General features: G+C 62.5%; 15 protein-coding genes. 5 read left to right on the top strand and 10 right to left on the bottom strand.

All coding sequences use genetic code 11. From position 1 onward, the window contains the following. The first annotated feature begins 73 nt into the window (after window positions 1-73). Window positions 74-1255, top strand: a complete 1182-nt coding sequence (locus KUV39_RS00270; protein WP_222458631.1) for a BaiN/RdsA family NAD(P)/FAD-dependent oxidoreductase — start codon at window positions 74-76, stop codon at window positions 1253-1255. 42 nt (window positions 1256-1297) lie between these two features. On the opposite strand, the gene murD is transcribed toward KUV39_RS00270, so the two are convergent. Further along, on the bottom strand, window positions 1298-2704 hold the full coding sequence (gene murD, locus KUV39_RS00265; protein WP_222458630.1) for a UDP-N-acetylmuramoyl-L-alanine--D-glutamate ligase: 1407 nt from the start codon (window positions 2702-2704) through the stop codon (window positions 1298-1300). A 127-nt stretch (window positions 2705-2831) separates the two neighbouring features. On the opposite strand from murD, the gene KUV39_RS00260 reads away from it, so the two are divergent. After that, window positions 2832-3746, top strand: a complete 915-nt coding sequence (locus KUV39_RS00260) for a glutaminase (RefSeq protein ID WP_050673549.1) — start codon at window positions 2832-2834, stop codon at window positions 3744-3746. Between the two features lie 322 nt (window positions 3747-4068). Here the strand turns inward: KUV39_RS00260 and mraY are convergent, their stop codons facing one another. The 8 genes from mraY to KUV39_RS00220 form a co-directional block, all read right to left on the bottom strand. Continuing rightward, on the bottom strand, window positions 4069-5151 hold the full coding sequence (gene mraY, locus KUV39_RS00255) for a phospho-N-acetylmuramoyl-pentapeptide-transferase (RefSeq protein ID WP_008562883.1): 1083 nt from the start codon (window positions 5149-5151) through the stop codon (window positions 4069-4071). Between the two features lie 28 nt (window positions 5152-5179). Next, entirely contained in the window at window positions 5180-6592 is a 1413-nt protein-coding gene (locus KUV39_RS00250; RefSeq protein ID WP_222458629.1) for a UDP-N-acetylmuramoyl-tripeptide--D-alanyl-D-alanine ligase, read from the bottom strand. Further along, the gene (locus KUV39_RS00245) at window positions 6589-8073 is read right to left on the bottom strand and encodes a UDP-N-acetylmuramoyl-L-alanyl-D-glutamate--2,6-diaminopimelate ligase (RefSeq protein WP_222458628.1); all 1485 of its coding nucleotides are present in this window, start codon (window positions 8071-8073) and stop codon (window positions 6589-6591) included. The genes KUV39_RS00250 and KUV39_RS00245 overlap by 4 nt, the downstream gene beginning before the upstream one ends. A 15-nt stretch (window positions 8074-8088) precedes the next feature. Continuing rightward, window positions 8089-9879, bottom strand: coding sequence for a peptidoglycan D,D-transpeptidase FtsI family protein (locus KUV39_RS00240; protein ID WP_008559778.1), 1791 nt, complete (start codon window positions 9877-9879; stop codon window positions 8089-8091). Then, on the bottom strand, window positions 9876-10232 hold the full coding sequence (gene ftsL / locus KUV39_RS00235) for a cell division protein FtsL (protein WP_037302496.1): 357 nt from the start codon (window positions 10230-10232) through the stop codon (window positions 9876-9878). The genes KUV39_RS00240 and ftsL overlap by 4 nt, the downstream gene beginning before the upstream one ends. Next, window positions 10229-11221, bottom strand: a complete 993-nt coding sequence (rsmH, locus tag KUV39_RS00230; RefSeq protein WP_008561249.1) for a 16S rRNA (cytosine(1402)-N(4))-methyltransferase RsmH — start codon at window positions 11219-11221, stop codon at window positions 10229-10231. Before rsmH ends, ftsL begins: the two co-directional genes overlap by 4 nt. Before the next feature lie 3 nt (window positions 11222-11224). Further along, window positions 11225-11728, bottom strand: a complete 504-nt coding sequence (gene mraZ / locus KUV39_RS00225; protein WP_074964208.1) for a division/cell wall cluster transcriptional repressor MraZ — start codon at window positions 11726-11728, stop codon at window positions 11225-11227. Window positions 11729-12501: 773 nt separating this feature from the next. Then, window positions 12502-13572, bottom strand: coding sequence for an Mrp/NBP35 family ATP-binding protein (locus tag KUV39_RS00220; protein ID WP_222458627.1), 1071 nt, complete (start codon window positions 13570-13572; stop codon window positions 12502-12504). A 66-nt stretch (window positions 13573-13638) separates the two neighbouring features. Here KUV39_RS00220 and KUV39_RS00215 point away from each other — a divergent pair, with 66 nt between their 5' ends. Beyond that, entirely contained in the window at window positions 13639-13905 is a 267-nt protein-coding gene (locus KUV39_RS00215) for a hypothetical protein (protein WP_046209938.1), read from the top strand. Then, a complete protein-coding gene (locus KUV39_RS00210) occupies window positions 13892-14110 on the top strand; it encodes a DUF1127 domain-containing protein (protein ID WP_008559016.1) in 219 nt (72 codons plus the stop codon). Before KUV39_RS00215 ends, KUV39_RS00210 begins: the two co-directional genes overlap by 14 nt. A gap of 365 nt (window positions 14111-14475) precedes the next feature. Here KUV39_RS00210 and KUV39_RS00205 read toward each other — a convergent pair whose 3' ends face one another. Further along, on the bottom strand, window positions 14476-16836 hold the full coding sequence (locus KUV39_RS00205) for an ATP-dependent helicase (RefSeq protein ID WP_222458626.1): 2361 nt from the start codon (window positions 16834-16836) through the stop codon (window positions 14476-14478). 177 nt (window positions 16837-17013) lie between these two features. Between KUV39_RS00205 and KUV39_RS00200 the strand changes: the two genes are divergently transcribed. Continuing rightward, window positions 17014-18795 carry a sensor domain-containing diguanylate cyclase gene (locus tag KUV39_RS00200; RefSeq protein ID WP_222458625.1) on the top strand — a complete coding sequence of 594 codons (1782 nt, stop codon included), beginning with the start codon at window positions 17014-17016 and terminating at the stop codon, window positions 18793-18795. Window positions 18796-18903: the final 108 nt, after the last annotated feature.

Raw genomic sequence — 18903 nt, 5'->3', positions numbered from 1 at the left:
AGTAACCGGAAAGTTTTCATCAGGCCACCCTCTTCCTCTTGCCTTTGGCGGTAATCCGCGCCTATGGCCGCACATGGCTTATGAAACCCTTATTCTTGGTGCCGGCGCTGCCGGAATGATGTGTGCAACCCGCTCTGGCCCCGGCACGCTGGTGATCGACCATGCCAAGGCGCCGGGGGAAAAGATCCGCATCTCCGGCGGAGGGCGCTGCAACTTTACCAACATGTACGCGAGCCCGGAAAACTACCTGTCGCAGAATCCGCATTTCTGCAAATCCGCGATGGCGCGCTACACGCAGTGGGATTTCATCGAACTGGTGGACCGCCACGGCATCGCCTGGCACGAAAAGACGCTGGGCCAGCTGTTCTGCGATGGATCAGCCAAGCAGATCGTTGCAATGCTGGTGGAGGAGCTGAAGGCCGCAGGCGCAGATCTGTGGTTGCAGACCTCGATCCTGTCCGTTGCGCGCACCGCCGATGGCTTTCAGGTCGAGGTAGAGCGCGAAGGCAAGCGGCAGCAGTTGACGGCCCGCAATCTGGTGATCGCGACGGGCGGCAAATCCATCCCCAAGATGGGTGCAACCGGCATCGCCTATGATCTTGCGCGGCAGTTTGATCTGCCGCTGACAGATACCCGCCCCGCCCTGGTGCCCTTCACCTTCTCCGATGACCGTTTCAAGCCCCTGGCCGGTATCGCCCTGCCTGCGCGGCTGTCGAATGCGCGCACCAGTTTTGACGAGGCGCTTTTGTTTACCCACCGCGGCCTTTCCGGCCCCTCGGTGCTGCAATTGTCGTCCTACTGGCGCGAAGGCGAGCAGATCAACGCCAACCTGATCCCGCAGACGCCCCTGTTCGACCTGCTGCGCAGCCAACGTCAGGAAGCAGGGCGCAAGGATCTGACGACCGAGCTCGCCCGCCACCTGCCCGGCCGACTGGTTGATTTCCTCGCCCCCGAACTGGGGCTCAAGGGGCGGCTGGCTGATCAGTCCGATGCAGCCCTGCGCGATCTCTGCGACCGGTTGGAAAACTGGAGCCTCACGCCGTCGGGCAGCGAGGGGTATCGCACCGCCGAGGTCACCCTTGGTGGCATCGACACCGATGCGCTGTCGTCCAAGACGATGGAGGCCAAGACGGTTCCGGGCCTTTATGCCATTGGCGAGGCAGTGGATGTGACCGGCTGGCTTGGCGGCTATAACTTTCAATGGGCCTGGGCCTCTGGCGTGGCGGCGGGCAGCGCCATCGCCGCACGCCGCTGAGGCTGCGCCAGCCTTAGCCCCAGCCCCGGCCTTAGCCCGGCCTCAGCCGTCTGCGCCCGTCAGCTTGCCAACCTCGGCGATGAAATCCTCGCCACGCTGTTCAAAGTTGTCGTATTGGTCAAAACTCGCCGCCGCCGGGGCCAGCAGGACAGTATCGCCCGGCTCTGCCTCGGAGCTCGCGCGGGCCACCGCCTGTGCCATGGTGATGCAGACCTCTGCCTCTACATCCAGCTGCATGGCAAACCCCGCCGCCTCGCGCCCGATCACATAGGCCTTGCGCACCTTGCCGGTCTGCCCGCGCAGCGCATCCAGCCCGCCCTCTTTCTCCAGCCCGCCACAGATCCAGCGGATGTTTTCAAAAGCCCCCAGCGCCTTGGCCGCACTGTCGAGGTTGGTGGCCTTGCTGTCATTCACATAACGCACGCCGGCATGGGTCGCGATGGTCTGGCTGCGATGTGGCAGGCCCGGATAGCTCGCCAGCGCGTCTTCGATCAGGCGCGGCGCCAGCCCCAGCGCGCGCGCCGCCGCATAGGCCGCACAGGCGTTCTGGTGGTTATGCGCGCCGGGCAATCCCTGCATCTGGCGCAGATCAATCGACGCCGCCTGCCGTCCCTTGCGGTATTCGCTGAGAAACCCCTTGCGCGCAAAGACCTGCCAGCCCGGCCCGGTCAGCTTCTGGCTGGCCGAGATACGGATCACCCGGTCATCGCTGGCCGCCTCCGACAGCTGCCCCGCCAGATAAAGCCCCTCGTCCTCGTCGACGCCGATGATGGCGCGGTCTGGCCCGCCCTCTGCAAACAGCCGCCGCTTGGCCGCGAAATAGCCCCCCATGCCCGCGTGCCGATCCAGATGATCGGGGCTGAGGTTGGTGAACACGGCCACATCCGGCGTCAATGCGCGCGCCAGATCGGTCTGATAGCTCGACAGCTCCAGCACCACGACCCCACCAGAACCCGGCGGGTCGATGTCCAGAACACCACGGCCGATATTGCCTGCCAACTGGCTTTCGCGCCCGGCCTCCTGCAGGATGTGATGCAGCAGCGCAACCGTGGTGGATTTGCCGTTTGACCCGGTGACCGCCACGATGCGCGGCGCCTGATCGTATTGCTCCCACCCCCGCGTCGCAACCGAGCGGAAGAACAGGCCGATGTCATTGTCCACCGGCACACCCGCCACCAGCGCCGCCCGGATCACCGGGTTCGGCTTGGGGTAGAGATGTGGAATGCCGGGCGACACGACCAATGCCGCCACATCATCAAAGGCGCCGGATTTCAGCAAATCACGGCAGGTGAACCCCTCGATCTCGGCCCGCGCCCGCGCACCCGGATTGTCGTCCCAGCAGACAGGCTCTGCGCCGCCCGCCCGCAAGGCCCGCGCCGTGGTGAGCCCCGATCGCCCAAGCCCCAGCACCGCAACTGTTGCGCCTTCAAATCCGGTCACAGGGATCATCGCCCGCCCTCCACATGGTCTTTGATCAAATCGCTACCCGATCGCGGGAACCAATGCCAGTCCCGTTGCGTTTGTCATCTCACCGCCATCCCGCTAACGTCAGCCAAAAACTGGGAGGCCCGCAGACATGCCCGCGCAGATGCAGCAGATCCTCGACGCCATCAACACCGACCTTCGCGATGATCCCGACCGGGGCGAGGTTGCGAGCTACATTCCCGAATTGGGCCAGGTCGACCCGCATCAGTTCGCCATCACCGTAGCGACCGCAGATGGGCAGATCTACAGCGCCGGGGACGCGACCACCCGGTTTTCAGCGCAAAGCATCACCAAGGTCTTTACCCTCGCCATCGCGCTTGGCCGGTCTGGCGACCAGCTGTGGCGCCGCGTCGGGCGAGAGCCGTCTGGCACGGCATTCAACTCCATTGTGCAGCTGGAACATGAACGCGGCCGCCCCCGCAATCCGTTTGTAAACGCAGGCGCAATCGTCACCACCGACGAGGTGCTGGCAGGCCGCGAGCCGCGCGAGGCGCTGGCCGAGTTCCTCAGCTTTATCCGCGCCGCCGCAGAGGATGATGACATCCACATCAATGCCGATGTTGCCCGCTCGGAAACCGCCCACGGGCACCGCAATTTTGCCCATGCCCATTTCCTCGCCTCCTTTGGCAATCTGAAAAATGATCCCGACAAGGTGCTGGGCACCTATTTCCATCACTGCGCCACCGAGCTGACGACAACGCAGCTCGCCCGTGCGGGGCGTTTTCTGATTGGTGCGGATTGCCATCCACGCATGGTCTCCCTTGACCGGGTGCGCCGCCTCAATGCGCTGATGCTGACCTGCGGCCACTATGACGGCTCCGGCGAATTTGCCTACCGCGTTGGCCTGCCCGCCAAAAGCGGCGTGGGCGGTGGCATCCTGGGCGTCGTGCCGGGCAAGGCCAGCATCGCCGTCTGGTCGCCGGGACTGGACCGCAACGGCAATTCCAAACTGGGGACAGAGGCGATGGAACGGCTGGCCCGAGAAATGGACTGGTCGGTGTTCTAGGGTGTTGCCATAGCTGCGAACGCATGGGCTACGATCTCTTCAGGCCGGTTTGCTACGCTGCCATTCGTTGCGACACCAAGATCAGGAGACAGTCCCTCCGCCCCGCTGCCCGAACAGGGTCGGCATAGGGCGTGGGATCCGTATAGGCCGACAGACGGAGATGACCCCTGGCAAAGGTCATCCACCCTCCGCCCCTCCGGCGGCGCCGCCTTCTTCTGCAAAGACAAACCGCCCGAAGCGGCAGCTCCGGGCGGTTCCAAAAAAGATCAGGACAATGCACCACCCCGCGGCAGACACCCTGCCCGCGGCGATCCGTGCTGGCTCAGCGCACTTTCAGCGTCGCCAGTCCGATCAGCGCAAGGATCAGCGAGATGATCCAGAAGCGGATCACGATCGTGGGTTCGGCCCACCCCTTTTTCTCATAGTGGTGATGGATCGGCGCCATCAGGAACACCCGCTTGCCGGTGCGCTTGAAGTAGAGAACCTGAATGATGACCGACAGCGCCTCTACCACAAAAAGGCCGCCGACAATCGCCAGCACCAGCTCGTGTTTGGTTGCCACCGCAATCGCCCCCAGCGCACCCCCCAGGGCCAGCGAACCGGTGTCGCCCATGAACACGGCAGCAGGCGGGGCGTTGTACCACAGAAAGCCCAGACCACCGCCAAACAACGCGGCGGTAAAGATCAGGATCTCGCCGGTGCCCGGCACATAGTGCACGTCCAGATATTCCGTAAAGTCAACGCGCCCCACCGCATAGGCGATGATGCCCAGCGTTCCTGCCGCAATCATCACCGGCATGATCGCAAGACCATCCAGACCATCGGTCAGGTTCACCGCATTGGCAGCCCCCACGATCACGCAGATCGAAAACGGCACGTAAAGCAGACCAAGGTTGATCAGCGTATCCTTGAACACCGGCATCGCCAGACGGTTCTGCAGCGCCTCCGGGTGATAGGCCGCCGCCCAAAGCGCTGCAATCACCGCAATCGTGATCCCCAGCGCCAGCCGCAGCTTGCCCGGAACACCCGCGGTGTTCTGCTTGGACACCTTGGCGTAATCATCGGCAAAACCGATGAGACCAAAGGACAGCGTGACAAAAAGAACAAGCCAAACAAACGGGTTATCCCAACGCGCCCACAAAAGCGTCGCGGTGACCAGCGCCCCCACGATCAGCAGCCCCCCCATGGTGGGCGTGCCGGCCTTGGCCAGATGCGCCTCCGGACCGTCATCGCGGATCGGCTGACCCTTGCCCTGCTTGCGGCGCAGCACATTGATCAGCGGCGGACCAAAAAGAAACCCGAACAGAAGCGCCGTCAAAAAGGCCCCGCCTGCCCGGAAGGTGATGTAGCGAAAGAGATTGAAAAAATCCCCCCCATCCGACAGCGCGGTCAACCAATAGAGCATGTCAGCCGGTCCCTCAGTTCACGTGTTTTTAAGAAGTGGCCTCGCCATGGCCCAATTCGCGGATGCCGTCAACAACCTTGGCCAGCGTCATGCTGAGAGACCCTTTTGCCAGCACAACATCGCCTGCACCGATCTGACCCGGCAGATCAGCCAGCACATCGGCGCTGTTGGCATAGTGCCCGCCGCGTTTGTCCGCAGGCAGGGCAGCATGAAGCGCGCCCATCAAAGGCCCGATGCAGTGCACCGCATCCAGATCCGCCATCGCGGGCAAATCAGCAAGGGCTGCGTGCAGCGTCGCTTCCTGCGGGCCGAGCTCTTTCATGTCGCCAAGATAGGCGATGCGATGGCCCTCACAGGGGGTTGCCGCCAGCACCGCCAGCGCGGCGGCCACAGATGTTGGGTTGGCGTTATAGCTGTCATCCAGCAGCAGGATTTCGCCCCGCCCCGCGCCCAGAGACACGGTTTCACGCGCCCCGCGCCCGGTGACGGGCGACCAGAGTGACAGGCTCTGCACGGCCTTGGTCAGATCCAGATCCAAAGCCGCAAGACAGGCCAGCGCCCCAAGCGCGTTCATTGCAAAATGCGCGCCAAGCGATTGGATCTGCAAACGATGCCCCTGCCCGCCGGGCAGGGTGACTTCGGCCTCTGTCTCATCTCCGCGCAGGGTGGTTGCGACCAGCCGATAGGTGGGCGCAATCGGCCCCTGACCGGTGCCAAACCACTTCACATCCTGCGCCGCACGCCCGGCAACTGCCTGCAGAATCGGGGCCTCGGCAATATCGGCGTTCAAAACCGCAACGCCGCCGGGCTCCAGACCATCCATGATGGCGGCCTTCTCTGCGGCGATGCCTTCGATGCCGTCAAAGGCCTCCAGATGCACGGGGGCCACGGTTGTGACCATCGCCACATGCGGGCGCGCCTGTTTTGCAAGCGGGCTGATCTCGCCGGGGTGGTTCATGCCAATTTCGATCACCGCAAATTCGGTGTCACGCGGCATCCGCGCCAGCGTCAGCGGCACGCCCCAATGGTTGTTGTAGCTCGCCACGGCGGCATGGGTGCGACCCTGATCCGACAGCATCCGCGCCAGCATTTCCTTGGTCGAGGTCTTGCCGACCGATCCGGTAACCGCGATCACCCGCGCATCCGTGCGCGCACGACCCGCGCGGCCAAGGGCCTCCAGCCCGGTCTGCACATCCTCAACCAGCAACAGCGGCGCATCTTCGCTGACGCCCTCGGGTCTGCGCGACACCAGCGCAGCACCCGCGCCTTTCTCCAGCGCCTGCGCCACAAAGTCATGGCCGTCACGCGCCGCCTTCAAGGCCACGAACAGATCTCCCTTGGCGATGCTGCGCGTGTCGATGGAAATCCCGTTCACATGCCAGTCACCAATGGCCACGCCACCGGTTGCTGCGGCGGCTTCCTCAGCGGTCCAAAGCGTCATACCAGCCTCCCGTCCAGAGCGGCGACAGCCATGCTCGCCTGTTCGACATCATCAAAGGGCAGAACATCGGTACCAACGACCTGGCCGGTCTCATGCCCTTTGCCGCAGATCAGCAGGGCATCGCCCGCCCCCAGCGCATCAACGCCGCGCAAGATCGCCTCGGCCCGGTCGCCCACTTCCATCGCATCCGGCGCACCGCCTTTGACAGCGGCACGGATCACCGCCGGATCCTCACTGCGGGGGTTGTCGTCGGTGACAATCACCAGATCCGCATTCTCCTGCGCGGCCTGCCCCATCAGCGGGCGCTTGGCGGCATCGCGATCACCGCCAGCGCCGACAATGGCCACCAACCGGCCCAGCACATGCGGGCGCAGGGCCTTGATCGCAGTGGCCACCGCATCAGGGGTATGGGCGTAATCGACAAACACCGTCGCGCCATTGTCGCGGGTGGCCGCCAGCTGCATCCGGCCCCGCACGGTCTGCAGATGTGGCAGCGTCTCAAACACGGCCTGCGGGTCTTCTCCGCTGGCGATCACCAGACCACAGGCCAGCAGGATGTTCTCGGCCTGGAAACCGCCAATCAGGTTCAGCCGCGCCTGATAGGGTTTGTCGTGCCAGGTAAACCGCATGTCCTGCCCAGAGGCATCAAAGCGTGCGCCGATCAGGGACAGATCGCCCGCGCCGCGCCCGACAGAGATCACCTCCTGCCCGCGCGCAGCGGCGATGGCGCGCATTTCAGGGCCGCGCGGATCGTCCATATTGATGACCGCAACGCCATCTTCTGGCAGCACCCGGCGAAACAGCCCGGCCTTGGCCGCGAAATACGCCTCGAATGTTTCGTGATAATCCAGATGGTCCTGGGTGAAATTGGTAAAGCCCGCCGCCGCCAGATGCACACCGTCAAGACGCCGCTGGTCCAGTCCGTGCGAGGAGGCCTCCATCGCGGCATGAGTGACGCCAGCAGCTGCGGCCTGCGCCAGCGCATCATGCAGCGTGACAGGTTCGGGTGTGGTATGGTTGAGCGGATGGCTCCAGGCCCCTTCGACACCGGTGGTGCCAAGGTTCACCGCCTTGTGGCCCAGCTCGATCCAGATCTGACGCACAAAGCTCGCCACCGAGGTTTTGCCATTGGTGCCGGTCACTGCCACCATGGTTTCGGGCTGCGCGCCAAACCACAGGGCCGACGCGTAGGCCAGCGCCTGACGCGGGTCTTCGACCACCACCAGCGCAACGGTGGAATCGCGCAACAGCTCTGCCACGATCTGCGCCCCGGCGGCGTCGGTCAGGATTGCCGCCGCCCCATTGCCAAGCGCGGCCGGGGTGAATTTCGCCCCATGCACCTGACTGCCCGGAAGGGCCGCAAACAGCCCCCCTTCGACCACCTTGCGGCTGTCCACGGCAATGCCGCAGATCATCGGATCGACCCCGCCGCGGGCGGTCAGCCCCAGCTGGCTCAGAGGACGGTTTTGACTGGTGCTCATAGCAACCCCACCTGATCAGTTTGAGGTGAGGGTTATACCAGTGATCTGGTCGGGTTCAACTTGTGGTCTGAGGCCCAGAAGCGGCGCAATTCTGCCGATCATCTCGCCTGCGACAGGAACCGCCGTCCAACCCGCTGTGCGGCGTTCTTCGCCGTGGGCAATGACCGAGGGTTCATCAAGTGTGACGATCAGCACATACTTTGGATCATGGGCCGGGAACATGGCGGCAAAGGTCGCGATGACCTTGCTTTCATAATAGCCACCACGGGGTTTGGGTTTGTCGGCTGTGCCTGTCTTGCCACCGACCTGATAGCCCGGAACCTCCCCGAAAGAGGCGGTGCCGCTGGTCACGACCTTGCGCAGCATGGCGCGGGCCTGGGCGGCGGCGTCCTCTGACATCACCCGATCCCCCAGCTGCGGCCCGGTCTGGCGCAGGATGGTCGGGCTGACGTAGCGACCGCCGTTGGCGATGGCGGCATAGCCCGCCGCCAGATGCATCGGGCTGGTCGACAAGCCGTGACCGTAGGAGATGGTCACAGTGCTGAGTTCACCCCATTTCTTGGGCTTCAGCGGCTGGCCGCCGGAGGCCTCGACGATCTCGATCGGGGTTGGGTCGAACATGCCAAGCGCGCGCAGGAACTGTTGCTGACGCTCTGCGCCGATTTGCAGCGCCAGTCGGCCGGTGCCGCGGTTGGAGCTGTTGACGATGATGTCTGCGACGCTCAGCTTGCCATAATTCTTGTTGTTGAACTCGCCGATGGGAAAGCGACCGATCCGCATCGGGCCAGAGGTGTCGATGATGGTCTCGGAATTCACCAGCCCAAGGTCAACCGCTTGTGCTGCCGTGAAAATCTTGAAGGTCGAGCCCAGTTCATACACCCCCTGCACCGCGCGGTTGAACAGCGGGCTGACCGAGGGGTCAAAGCCAGAGGTGGGCGGGCGCGGCCGGTCGTTGGGGTCGAAATCCGGCAGCGACACAACAGAGATCACCTCGCCGGTGTAGACATCCATCAAAACCGATGTCGCCCCCTTGGCGTTCATCAGCTTCATGCCCCCCAGAAGCACCTGTTCAGAGGCGGCCTGAACCGTCAGATCCAGCGAGAGCTGCAGCGGACGACCCCCATTGGCCGGATCGCGGAGATAGTCGTCGAATTGCTTTTCCACGCCCGCAACGCCGATCACCTCGGCGGCGGTGACGCCTTCCTTGCCAAACCCGGCGCCGCCCATGACATGAGCCGCGAGGCTGCCATTGGGATAAAGACGCATTTCGCGGGGACCAAACAGCAGGCCGGGATCACCGATGTCATGCACCGCCTGCTTCTGCTCGGGGCTGATTTTCTTCTTGATCCACACGAACTTGCGCTTGCCGGTGAAATCCTCAAGCAGGCGGTCACGATCCAGATCGGGAAAGATTTCGACCAGACGCTCTACCGCGCCTTCGGGATCGACCATTTGGGGCGGCTGGGCGTAAAGCGAATGGGTTTCGAAATTCGTCGCAAGGATACGCCCCTTGCGGTCGACGATATCGGCACGCTGCATGGCAATGCCGCTGCCGCCCGCGGTGCTGGCGACAGGTTCAACCGCCTCTGAGGTTGCAAGCGCGCCCATGCGAACGGCAATGGCAGTAAAGGCCACCAAAAAGAAAACACCCAGAACCAGCAGGCGCCCTTCGGCGCGCTGGCGCGAGGCAGCCTGCATTTCGGCATGGCGCTGACGCAGGTTTTCGCGTTCGATCACGTCCGGATTTTCGCCGTTGGCACGGGCCGTCAAAATGCGGGCCAGAGGGCGCAGCGGCGTTCGGATCATGGCTGGTCTCTCCGTGCGTTGAGCGAGGACACTTCGACCCCGTTGGAGAATTCGATCACGTCCTCGTCGCGGGGATAGGCGACCTCATCCACGCGGCCAAATTGTTCGGGACGCAGGGGCAGCAGGCTGAGACGGTCAAAGTTCAGCTCTGCCAGTTCGCGCAGGCGCTGGGGGCGGTTCAGATAGGCCCATTCTGCCCGCAACACGCTGAGCCGGGCCTGCTGGGCGCCGATCTGGCGTTGCAGGCTGCGGGTTTCCTTCAGCACCTGCTGGGTGGTGTAGTTTTCGCGATAGGCCCAGAACGCAAGGCCCAGGACCGCGAGCGATGTCACGATGTAAAGCAGCGTTTTCATGACCGTTTGCCCTTTAGCTGAGGCATGCCAATGTCTTTGGCCGAAATCTCGACCGGGGCCGCATCGGTGCGGCGCCCCACCCGCAGGCGGGCCGAACGCGAGCGCGGGTTTTCGGCCAGCTCCTCGTCATCGGGGCCCACGGCCTTGCGGGTGACAAGGGTGAACTGGGAGGGGGTTTCTTCCTGTTCCGGCGCGTAGCGGTTGGCGCGGCCGGTCTTGCCAGCGCGGTGCTGGAAGAAGCGTTTGACCATCCGGTCTTCGATCGAGTGAAAGGTCACGACGGCCAGCAGGCCACCGGGTTTCAGCGCGCGCTCTGCCGCCAGAAGACCCTCGAACAGCTCTTCGTATTCTGCGTTCACCGCGATGCGCAGGCCCTGAAAGCTGCGCGTTGCGGGATGCGACTGGCCGGGTTTGGAGCGCGGCAGGCAGCTTTCGATGATCCCTGCGAGCTGCAGGGTGGTGGTGATCGGCGCTTCGGTGCGGGCCTTGACGATGGCGCGGGCAATGCGACGGCTTGCGCGTTCCTCGCCAAACATAAAGAGGATATCCGCCAGCGCCGCCTCATCCAGCTCGGCCACGAGATCGGCGGCGGAGGGGCCATCCTGCGACATCCGCATATCGAGCGGCCCGTCCCGCATGAAGGAAAAACCACGTTCGGCCATGTCCAGCTGCATGGAGGACACCCCAAGGTCGAGCACAACCCCGTCGAGATCCTGCGCATATTCATCCATGCGCGAAAACACACCCTGCTGGAAGGTCAGGCGACCGTCATAGTCGCCAATCCAGTCCTGAGCCATTTCAAACGCCAGCGGATCGCGGTCAACGCCGATCACGTGATCGGCCCCTGCTTCAAGCAGGCCGCGGCTGTAGCCACCGGCGCCGAATGTGCCATCCAGCCAGCGGCCGGACACAGGCGCAACCGCAGCTAGGAGGGGGCGCAAAAGGACCGGTACGTGAGGACCGGAAGACGTTTGACGGTCCGTTGTCATGGATCAAGCGCCTCCGGCGCCATCGAGGAATTCCATCGGGTCGAAGTCCTCTGGCAGATCTTCCATCCACTCTTCGGATTTCGCCAACTCTTCCTCTTCGTAGGTTTCTGGCTTCCAGATCTGGAAGGTATCGCCCGCAGCGATAAAGAAGGCCTCGCCTTCCAGTCCGATCTTGTTGCGCAGCTTCGCGGGCAGCACAAGGCGGCCGGTTTCATCAACGGTGGTCGGGAAGGACTGACCGTGGAACATGCGCTGCAGCATTTTGCGGGGCATGGAGCCGCGTGGCAAGGAGTCGATCTTTGCGTCGACCTCCTCGATGGCCTCCATGGTGTAACATTCAAGAAAATTGCGGCGATGGTCGCCGTAGACGATGACGAGTTCGGGCGCATTGCCGGACTGCCAGTTGGGATCACCTGCCTCCAGAACACGGCGAAAGGAGGCCGGAATCGACACCCGCCCCTTTGTATCCACCTTGTGGTGGCTTTCACCTCTGAACCTACGGCCCAATCTATCGTCCCTTTTTCAGCGTCCCTCGTGCCGAACCAATCCCCAGAAGCAAAAGGGGCGGGCTGATCTGCTGCCACTGATCAACCCGCCACCTCGTCCCGACTTGCGGGGTGTCCGACTGCGCGCGCCACCTGGGGGGATGTCTGCTCGCCCGCGCGCCGGATCTCTATTTTCGATGAAAGCGAAGGCCTGTATGAAACCTGCTTATTTTAGTCTTTGGTTGGGGTCGTTTGGCGCCCCTGCTCTCCGTCTCATTCGATAAATTAGGGATACTATGGGAATACGTGGGCCACAACTGTTTTTTATGGACCCTCCCCTCGCATGGCGATAACGGCGCTCCGATTCTTTGGCGCAGAATCGATTCAAAACCTAGTGGTATGTTAAGCCAGCGTGAAAACGACTATATGTAGTGGTCGCAGCGGGGTCGAAAAAAGTTCCATGAATTCCCACAGAATCGCTTTCATTTTCCGAAATCAGGGTCGATCTGGAGGGGAGACGCCCCGATTCTCGGGGGGTCGGCGGCCATTTCCGCCAAAAACCACCGGATCGTCCAAGTGATTCGGGACTGATTTGCCCAGCATCACCCCAGATGGGCCATGATTTCCCATGACGCCCATATCCTCCCACCTGATCCCAGACCAAGGCCGGCGGGGACATGGCTGGGAAACGGCAGTGACGCGCCCATGACATCCCACCGCGCGATGGCCGGATAGAGAAAGGGGCAGCGCCCGGATCGGCCCTGCCCCTGTCACTCATTCATATAATGTCGCGGGTCAGGCCATGCCGCCGCGCACCAACCCCTCGGCCATGCGGGCATAGGCCTGCGCCATCGCGCCCTCTCCGGCGGCCACCGGCGTGCCGGCATCCCCCGCCAGACGCGTATCCAGATCAATGGGCAGTGATCCCAGAAGAGGCACGCCCAGACGCTCGGCTTCGGCGGCGACACCCCCGTGACCAAAGATGTGATGCTCTCCGCCGCAATCAGGACAGGCAAAGAAGGACATGTTTTCGATCAGCCCCAGCACCGGCGTCTTGAGAGTGGCGAACATGTCGAGCGCCTTGCGCGCGTCAATCAGCGCGACGTCCTGCGGGGTGGAGACCACAATCGCGCCCGACAGCTCTGCCTTGGTGCAAAGCGTCAGCTGCACATCCCCGGTGCCGGGCGGCAGATCAACGATGAGCACATCCAATTCACCCCAGTTCACCTGACCAAGCATCTGCTGCAGCGCGCCCATCAGCATCGGGCCACGCCAGACCACGGCCTTGGCTTCGTCCACCATGAAGCCGATCGACATCAGCGTGACGCCATGAGCGTGCAGAGGTTCGATGATCTTGCCATCCGGGCTGGCGGGTCGGCCACTTGCGCCCATCATGCGGGGCTGGCTGGGGCCATAGATGTCGGCATCCAGAAGCCCCACCTTGCGCCCCTGCCTGGCAAGCGCCACGGCGAGGTTTGCGCTGACCGTGGATTTACCAACGCCACCCTTGCCGGAGCCCACCGCCAGAATGCGTTTGACGCCGCTCGGCTTGAGCGGTTCCGCCTGCGGCTTGGGGTGGCCGCCGACCTTCAGGCTGGGGGCCGGTTTGGAGGGGCCATCCGCATGGGCGGTCAGGGCGACGCTCACGGCCTCTACCCCGTCGAGCGCAAGGACAGCTGCCTCTGCCGCGCGGCGCAGGGGCTCCATCTGTGTGGCGATCTGGGGGCTGGGGGCCTCGATCACGAAACTGACGCGGCTGCCGTCGATTGTCAGGGCGCGCAGCATATCGCGCGACACCAGCGTGCCGCCGTCGGGCAATTGCAGACGTTCAAGCGCTGCGCGAATCTCATCCTTGGTGGGGGTCATGAGCATCTCCGGTTTGACAGCTGTCATATACCCCTGCCCGCGCCAAAGCCCAAGTGGGTGCACCACATGGGCAAAGTTGCACGATATCTGCCAGCATCAAGCGCGCGCAATTCGCACGCTGCCAAAGAAATGAGCGCTAACAGCCCCGCTGCTGCATACCTCAGCAGCAATCTGCTGATTTACCCAGAGGCACCCATGCATTTGGTGCATATCCGGATTGCCGCTTCTGGGGATTGTGCATGTGCAGCAATTGCCTATTTTCATCCTCAAGAGACGCCGGAGACGGCAACACACGAACTGACCGCCGAGGAATATAACGATGGCCGCTGTTGACAATATCACCACCCGTAAAGGCGCTGCTGCCTTCAGCCTGCGCGCCGCATTCGACGAACTGAAAGACAAGATCGCGCGTTACCGCATGTATCGCGAGACCATCAACGAGCTGTCCTCGCTGTCTGGTCGCGAACTCGCGGATCTCGGCATGAGCCGCGCGCAGCTGCGCAGCGTCGCTTACGAAGCGGCCTACGGCACCAAGTAATAGAGACACAGGCCTCCTTCTCCTCCTCCCTAGAAGGCCTGTCATCGCGGTGACATCCTCCTCCTCCCTGATGTCACCGCACCCAATACCAGCGTCATAGCTGGACCCGGATACACCACGCCTCCTCCTCCCTTAAGCGTGGTGTTGTTAAGAACGGCGGTGCCCCTCCTCCTCCCTGGGCGCCGCCGTTTTTCTTTGCCTGATTGCTTTCTTTGCTCCGATTGCCCGCCTGCGCAGCGCTGCTGTTGCGGGCCCCGCGATTGCGGCGGGCGACCAAACGCAAAAACGCCAGCCTGGTGGCTGGCGTTTTCTTGATGCAGATCTCAATGCGTTTCCCATTATGACGGGACTGACGCGATGATGGGCTAGAACGGAATGTCCTCGGCGGCGGTGACGAATTTGGCGACCACCTTTTTGCTGCCTGCCTTTTCAAATTCCACTTCCAGCTTGTCACCTTCGATGCCGACAATTGCGCCATAGCCGAATTTCTGGTGGAACACCCGCTCTCCCACCATGAAGCTGGAGGTGGCGGTGATGTCGATGATGGATGAGCGGCTTTCCTTGGGTTGCGACAGGCCGCGTTCGCTGACGCGGGTCTGCATCCGTTTCCAGCCCGGCGAGTTGTAGCCATCGACAGAGGCCATGCGCTCCTCGATGCTGGAGCGGACATTGCCGCCACCTGCCGGGGCCGCCGCACCATAGCCGCCACCATAAAGGCCGGGGGGCGTCAGGACCTCGACATGTTCCTCTGGCAGCTCGTCAATGAAGCGCGAAGGCAGCTGGGATTGCCATTGCCCAAAGACGCGGCGGTTGCCCGCAAAGGAGATCGTGCAAATCTGCTCGGCCCGCGTGATGCCCACATAGGCCAGCCGGCGCTCCTCCTCCAGGCCCTTGAGGCCGCTTTCGTCCATCGAGCGCTGCGAGGGAAACAGGCCGTCCTCCCACCCCGGCAGGAATACCGCGGGGAATTCCAGACCCTTGGCTGCGTGCAGCGTCATGATAGAGACCTTCTGCGCGGCGTCCTGTTTGTCGTTGTCCATGATCAGGCTGACGTGTTCGAGGAAGCCCTGCAGGTTTTCAAACGCCTCAAGCGCCTTGACCAGTTCCTTGAGGTTTTCCAGACGGCCCGGTGCCTCGGGCGTTTTGTCGGCCTGCCACATGCCGGTGTAGCCGCTTTCGTCCAGAATGACCTCGGCCAGCTCCATGTGGGTCATATCGGCATCCCCTGCCAGACGCCCCCAGCGGATCAGCCCCTCGATCAGTTCACGTAGGGCCTTGCCCCCTTTGCCCTTGATCTGGCCGCTTTCCACCGCGAGGCGCGCGCCCTCGACCAGCGAAACGCCGTTGGCGCGCGCGATGGTCTGGATGGTCTGCTGGGCCTTGTCGCCAAGGCCACGTTTGGGGGTGTTGACGATGCGTTCAAAGGCAAGATCGTCATCGGGCGAAACCACGACGCGGAAATAGGCCATTGCATCGCGGATTTCGAGCCGTTCGTAAAAGCGCGGACCGCCGATGACGCGATAGGGCAGACCGATGGTCAGGAACCGATCCTCAAAGGCGCGCATCTGGTGGGAGGCCCGCACCAGGATCGCCATGTCGTTCAGGTCGACGGGGGCCATGCCGCGGGTGCCGCGCTGCATGGCTTCGATCTCCTCACCGATCCAGCGCGCCTCTTCCTCGCCATCCCAATGGCCGATCAGACGGACCTTTTCGCCATCACCGGCTTCGGTCCACAGCTCTTTGCCAAGACGGGCCGCATTGCCCCGGATCACGCCGCCCGCCGCGGCAAGGATATGCCCGGTGGAGCGATAGTTCTGTTCCAACCGGACGACCATTGCGCCCGGAAAATCCTTTTCAAACCGCAGGATATTGCCCACCTCAGCGCCGCGCCAGCCATAGATCGACTGGTCATCATCCCCCACGCAGCAGATGTTTTTATGCCCACCCGCCAGCAGACGCAGCCACATGTATTGGGCGACGTTGGTATCCTGATATTCGTCCACCATGATAAAGCGGAACCAGCGCTGATATTGACCCAGAACATCCGGGTGGTCCTGAAAGATCGTGACCATATGCAGCAGGAGATCACCGAAATCGACGGCGTTCAGCTCTTTCAGGCGGGTCTGATATTGGGCGTAGAAATCAACGCCACGGTGGTTATAGGCGCTGGCGTCGGCCACCGGCACCTTTGACGGGATCAGAGCGCGGTTTTTCCAGTCATCGATGATCCCGGCCAGCATCCGCGCAGGCCAGCGTTTATCGTCGATGCCTTCTACCTTGATCAGCTGTTTCAGCAGGCGAATCTGATCGTCGGTGTCCAGAATGGTGAAATTCGACTTGAGCCCCACCAGTTCGGCGTGGCGGCGTAGCAGTTTCACGCAGATGGAGTGGAACGTGCCCAGCCAGGGCACGCCCTCGATCGCCTGCCCCAGCATGGCGCCAACGCGATCCTTCATCTCGCGGGCAGCCTTGTTGGTGAAGGTCACAGCAAGGATTTCATTTGGCTTGGCCGAGCCGGTCATCAGCAGATGCACGATGCGCGCGGTCAGGGCCTTGGTCTTGCCGGTGCCAGCCCCCGCCAGCATGAGAACCGGCCCTTCAAGGCATTCAACGGCCTGACGCTGCGCCGGGTTCAGCCCGTCGAGATAGGGCATGGGTCGCGCCGCCATCGCGCGGGCGGACAGCGAAATCCCCTCATAGGGGTCGATATCGTCAAAACTGCTCATGGGCGCAAATTAGGACGGATCGCCCCGAAGGGGAAGGCTTTGTTCACGACATGTTCACGGGAAAATCACGATAGACCGAAAAATTTAGGTAAATCGAAAAGTTACTGCGGGGTGAAGTTAATCCATCGGAAATCTATAGGGCGGATTTTTGAGACGGAAACGGCGAAAGTGCAAACAATGTCTGAGAAATTCCGCAACGCGGCGCGGCAGAACCTGAAGTGGGTCAGCGTTGCCGCCATGCTTGCAACCGTTGCGGCAGGTTCCGCCTGGGGTGTCTACAAACTGCCCGCGCCCATTGTCGACGCCATGCTGGAGGCTGACATTCGCAAGCAGGCAGAGCTGTGGCGCCGCCGGGTTGTGCTGCATCTGGAACACGCCGAAGCGACGTTCATCACCGGGTATGTGAACGATGAGGACGCGAAGTATCTGACATTGATGCCCGAAGCCTCGGATGTGTATCGGCTGAAGCTGTTTGACGAGACGGGCCGTGTGTTCTGGTCGACGCGCATTGACGATGTCGGCACCCAGAATGAAAACACCTATTTTGCCGCGCAGGTCATGCAAGGTGTAACCTATTACAAGCAGGTGGAAAAACCCGCGACCGAGATTGACGGGCTGAACCTGCATTCGACCCATGTCGAACACGCGACGCCGCACAATGTGGCGGAGGTTTACACGCCGATTTCGGACAATGGGCGGGTGGTTGGCGCCGTGGAATTCTACACCGATGTCACCACGCTGCGCGGCACCTTCATCACGCGGGTGCGGATGCTTCTTGGGGCGCTGAGCACATTGGGTCTGCTGGCGATGGGGCTGGTGAGCCTGGTGATCTTTCGCACCAATCAGAAACAGATGCGCGCCCTGAGCCGCAAATCCGATCACGAACGCAAGCTGATGGACGAACAGCTGCGGCTTGCGCGCGAGGTAAAGCTGCTTGGGGAGTTGAACGAATGGCTGCAATCCAGCCGGTCGCTGGATGAGCTGTTTGATATGGTGTCGAAATTCATGACCCACATCCTGCCCAACGCCGAAGGCAGCGTTTATGTCTATTCGAACTCGCGCGATGTTCTGGACGGCTGGGCCAGCTGGAATGGTGGCGATCACAAGGATCACATCCACCCCGACAGCTGCTGGGGCCTGCGCCGCGGGCGGGTTTATGAATACGGCAGCGGCGAGGTGACATTTGTTTGCGAACATGCCGAACCCCACGACGGGCGCCCTTATTTCTGCTTTCCCATCCTCGCGCATGGGGAAACCGTGGGCCTGATGCATCTGCGCGCCCATTCGGCGGATTGCGAGAATTTTGCAGCCAACAAGAAGCTGGCCCGCATGTGTGCGGAACAGATCAGCATGGCTATTTCCAACGTGCAGATGCGCGATCAGCTGCATGACCAATCCGTGCGCGACCCGCTGACCGGCCTGTTCAACCGCCGCCATATGACCGACAGCCTGCGCAAGGGCATCAGCCGCTGCCAGAGCCAGGGATCGCGGCTGAGCCTGATTGCCATCGACGTCGACCACTTCAAGAAATTCAATGACAACCACGGCCATGACGCGGGCGACATGGTGCTGCGCGCTGTGGGATCGGTGCTGGAGCAGGCCTGCGATGGCGATGAAGTGGCCTGTCGTCCGGGCGGCGAAGAATTCACGCTGATCCTGCCCGACACCACGCCCGAAGATGCGCTGACGCGCGCCGAACTGGTGCGTCAGGCCGTTGAGGAGGTCACGGTACGCTATGGCGAAAAGGCGCTGCCGCGGGTGACGATCTCTATCGGGGTGTCGCATTACCCCTCGCATGGGACAATGCCACAGGATCTGATGCGCGCGGCGGACGAGGCGCTATATGAAGCGAAGGCGCGCGGACGAAACCAGGTTTACGTTGCAAATCAGAATGATAGCGTGATTACCCCGGTTGAGGGCACAGCCGAAACGCCCGGCAAGAAACCAGACGCAGCATAGGGCTATCGCCCACGGGTCGCGCGACACTGCGCCGGAACGGGGCGGGCACAAATAGTTACAAAATTGTTTCAATGCCCGCTTCGCACTAGACTTTTGCTGCAAGGCAGC

It is taken from the genome of Phaeobacter italicus (assembly GCF_019801785.1).
GTDB classification, from domain to species: domain Bacteria; phylum Pseudomonadota; class Alphaproteobacteria; order Rhodobacterales; family Rhodobacteraceae; genus Phaeobacter; species Phaeobacter italicus.
Note: the sequence above shows the minus strand (reverse complement) of the source record. Positions and strands in the feature narration are given on the sequence as shown.